This is a genomic window from Arthrobacter celericrescens, assembly GCF_003614925.1.
In the GTDB taxonomy this organism is placed as follows: domain Bacteria; phylum Actinomycetota; class Actinomycetes; order Actinomycetales; family Micrococcaceae; genus Arthrobacter; species Arthrobacter celericrescens.
Genome location: NZ_QYLP01000056.1, coordinates 1 through 2,659 on the forward strand (window position 1 = coordinate 1; position 2,659 = coordinate 2,659).

4 protein-coding genes are annotated in these 2,659 nt (G+C 65.4%); 2 read left to right on the forward strand and 2 right to left on the reverse strand.

Features of this window, described 5'->3' with window-relative positions; genetic code table 11:
- Window positions 1-288: 288 nt before the first annotated feature.
- Both D3654_RS11865 and D3654_RS11870 read right to left on the reverse strand, forming a co-directional pair.
- The gene (locus D3654_RS11865) at window positions 289-561 is read right to left on the reverse strand and encodes a DUF2277 domain-containing protein (RefSeq protein ID WP_120521707.1); all 273 of its coding nucleotides are present in this window, start codon (window positions 559-561) and stop codon (window positions 289-291) included.
- A gap of 381 nt (window positions 562-942) precedes the next feature.
- Window positions 943-1,374, reverse strand: a complete 432-nt coding sequence (locus D3654_RS11870; RefSeq protein ID WP_205571792.1) for an Lrp/AsnC family transcriptional regulator — start codon at window positions 1,372-1,374, stop codon at window positions 943-945.
- A gap of 89 nt (window positions 1,375-1,463) precedes the next feature.
- On the opposite strand from D3654_RS11870, the gene D3654_RS11875 reads away from it, so the two are divergent.
- Window positions 1,464-2,192, forward strand: coding sequence for an AzlC family ABC transporter permease (locus D3654_RS11875; RefSeq protein WP_280960108.1), 729 nt, complete (start codon window positions 1,464-1,466; stop codon window positions 2,190-2,192).
- On the forward strand, window positions 2,185-2,508 hold the full coding sequence (locus tag D3654_RS11880) for an AzlD domain-containing protein (RefSeq protein ID WP_120521710.1): 324 nt from the start codon (window positions 2,185-2,187) through the stop codon (window positions 2,506-2,508). The genes D3654_RS11875 and D3654_RS11880 overlap by 8 nt, the downstream gene beginning before the upstream one ends.
- Window positions 2,509-2,659: the final 151 nt, after the last annotated feature.

Sequence of the window (2,659 nt, forward strand, 5' to 3'; positions counted from 1 at the left end):
CTTCCGCAACGAATGGCAGTCCCAGCACATGACCGCCCTCCAGAAGGTCGCCCAGGCCCTCGACGAAGCCGGCAAGAAGGCCACCAAGAACGCCAACGAGCAGGAACAGGCCTCCCACTAAGCATTGCCCGCCGGAATCACCGGCCCAAACGTGGATGACCCCCTCAAATTTGAGGGGGTCATCCACGTTTAAGCCGGCGTTTCCCGCGTGTATTTCCGCTGGCGTTTCCGCCGGCGCTCCGAGCGGTTGAGGTCCGCATGGCACCTCATCCTGCCACTCGGCCGCCCCTATGCCGTGCCGAAGCGGATCGCGGCCCGGGCCCTGGCCTTCGCGGCCTCCTCTTCACGGTTCTTGGCCGGACCGTGGCTCACCAGGGAGTCGAGCAGGTGCTGCGTGGCATGCGCGATCTGGTGCACGGCCTCGTTGAAGGCGTCCTCGTTGGCCTTGGACGGCTTCGTGCTTCCGCTGATCTTGCGCACGTACTGCAGCGCTGCGGCCTCCACTTCGGCCGAAGTGGCACGCGGTTCGAAGTTATGCAGGGTGTGGATATTGCGGCACATGGCTTCATGCTAGGCCGCCCGGCCGACATTCGGCAGGCCCCGGAAGTCCGCGGTACGCAGTTCGGCAGCCCGCCCATCTTGCCGGATCCGGGTGCTTAACGCCGGAAATGCAAAGCAAAGACAGGTACCGGCTACTCGGGTGCCCCGCCTTACCGCACACCTATCCTTCAAACAGGGCGCAGGGGCCAGAGCCCAGCGCGATCGGAGCTGCGTCGCAGGGACGCCGAGCAGCTGATCGGAAGGTTTCCTTCCCGGGGAAAAGGAGGGGCCGGCACACGCGCCGGCCCCTTTTCCGCGTACCGCTCCGCGGCGCTCCCTGACGCTCCGTCCGCCACGAAGCCCCTAGGACAGGATGATCATTCGGCGTTTCATGCAGGCGCCTCAGCCTTCGGACTTAAGGGTCTTCATGGTAAAGCGGGATGAGACCTTCTGCAGGCCGGGAAGGCTCATGACCCGCTCGGTCAGGAACGATTCGTAGGCCGGCAAGTCCTTCACCGCGACGCGTACGAAGTAGTCCGGCGAACCGAACAGCCGGTGCAGTTCCACCACCTCGTCCATCGCCGCCAGCGCTTCCTCGAAGGCGTAGACGGTCTCGCGGTCGAATACGGTGAGTTCGACGTCGAGAATCACCTCGAAGCCCCGGTCCAGGGCCGCCGGGTCCACCACCGCGCGGTATCCGCGGATCACCTTCTCCTGCTCCAGCCGTTGCACCCGGCGCAGGCACGGGCCCGGCGTCAGGTGGACGCGTTCGGCCAGTTCCACGTTGGAAATGCGGCCGTCGCGCACGAGTTCAGCGATTATTGCCCTGTCCATGGAGTCCATAACAATATGTTGCTCCATTCCCTAAGGGGCGGGCAATCTTTGCAATCGGCTGCCCCGCGTTTCCGGACATCATGGAAAGCGTGAACCTGATCGATGCGGAACCCTCCGCTCCACCCGTTTTCTCCCGACGCCGGGAAGCTGCCAAGGGGCTGCGTAGTTCCCTCGCCGCCGGCCTTGGCATGTTCCCGCTGGGCATCGCGTTCGGCCTCCTGGTGGTGCAGGCCGGGCTACCCTGGTGGCTGGCACCGGCCCTGTCCACCGCCGCGTTCGCCGGTTCCCTGGAGCTGCTGCTGGTCGGCATGATCGTGACCGCCACCCCGCTGGCCACCATTGCCCTGACTACCTTCCTGGTGAACTTCCGCCACGTCTTCTACAGCTTCTCCTTCCCGTTGCAGGTGGTGAAGCATCCCCTCGCCAAGGTGTATTCGATGTACGCCATGATCGACGAGGCCTACGCCGTGACGGCCGCCTCCAAGGAGCGCTGGAACAGCTGGCGGCTCATCACCATGCAACTGGCCTTCCAGTGCTACTGGGTGGTGGGCGGCCTGGTGGGGGTGGGCATTTCGTCCCTGCTTCCGGGCCGGATCGAGGGCCTTGAGTTCGCGCTGTGCGCGCTGTTCGTGACACTGACGCTCGACGCCGCCCGGAGCGGCAAGCAGCTCCCCTCACTGCTGCTCGGGGCAGCAAGCTTCGCTGCCGCCGTCGTACTGGCGCCGGATGCCTCGCTCTTCCTGGGGCTGCTGCTGTTCCTCGCCCTGCTCATTGTCCGCTTCGCCTTCAGCCGCCGCCGTGGAGACTCCGATGCCTGAAACCCCCTACCTCCTTGCCGTCCTGGCGGTCACCTTCGCCATCACCTTCGGCCTGCGGGCCCTGCCGTTCGCGGCCTTGAACCCCCTCAGGAACTCCCTGCTCGTGCGGAAGGTCTCGCTCTGGATGCCCGTGGGAATCCTCGGCATCCTGGCCGCCTCCACCCTGCGCACCACCGTTTTGGCCGACCCGGCCGCGGCGCTTCCCGCAGCGGTTGCGGTGGCGGTCACCGTCGTGCTCCATTTGCTCGGACGACGGCGGACGCTCCTCAGCGTGGGGCTGGGGACGCTCGTTTTTGTCGCCCTGGTGAACTTCTGACGCGGGCATGGCGTGGGTGGGGACCTCTTCATGGGGAGGGGTTCCCATCGACACCCTTCACACGGCCGGGATAGCGTCTAGGTATTGGGGATGCCGAAGAGTTCGGGTCCGCGACAATCCAAAAGGAGAAACACCATGGCCATTTGGGGCG

Excerpts from the sequence above, each read along its gene's own strand:
- D3654_RS11870 (WP_205571792.1), bottom strand. The coding sequence starts at position 1,374 with ATGGACAGGGCAATAATCGCTGAACTCGTGCGCGACGGCCGCATTTCC.
- D3654_RS11865 (WP_120521707.1), bottom strand. The coding sequence starts at position 561 with ATGTGCCGCAATATCCACACCCTGCATAACTTCGAACCGCGTGCCACT.
- D3654_RS11880 (WP_120521710.1), top strand. The coding sequence starts at position 2,185 with ATGCCTGAAACCCCCTACCTCCTTGCCGTCCTGGCGGTCACCTTCGCC.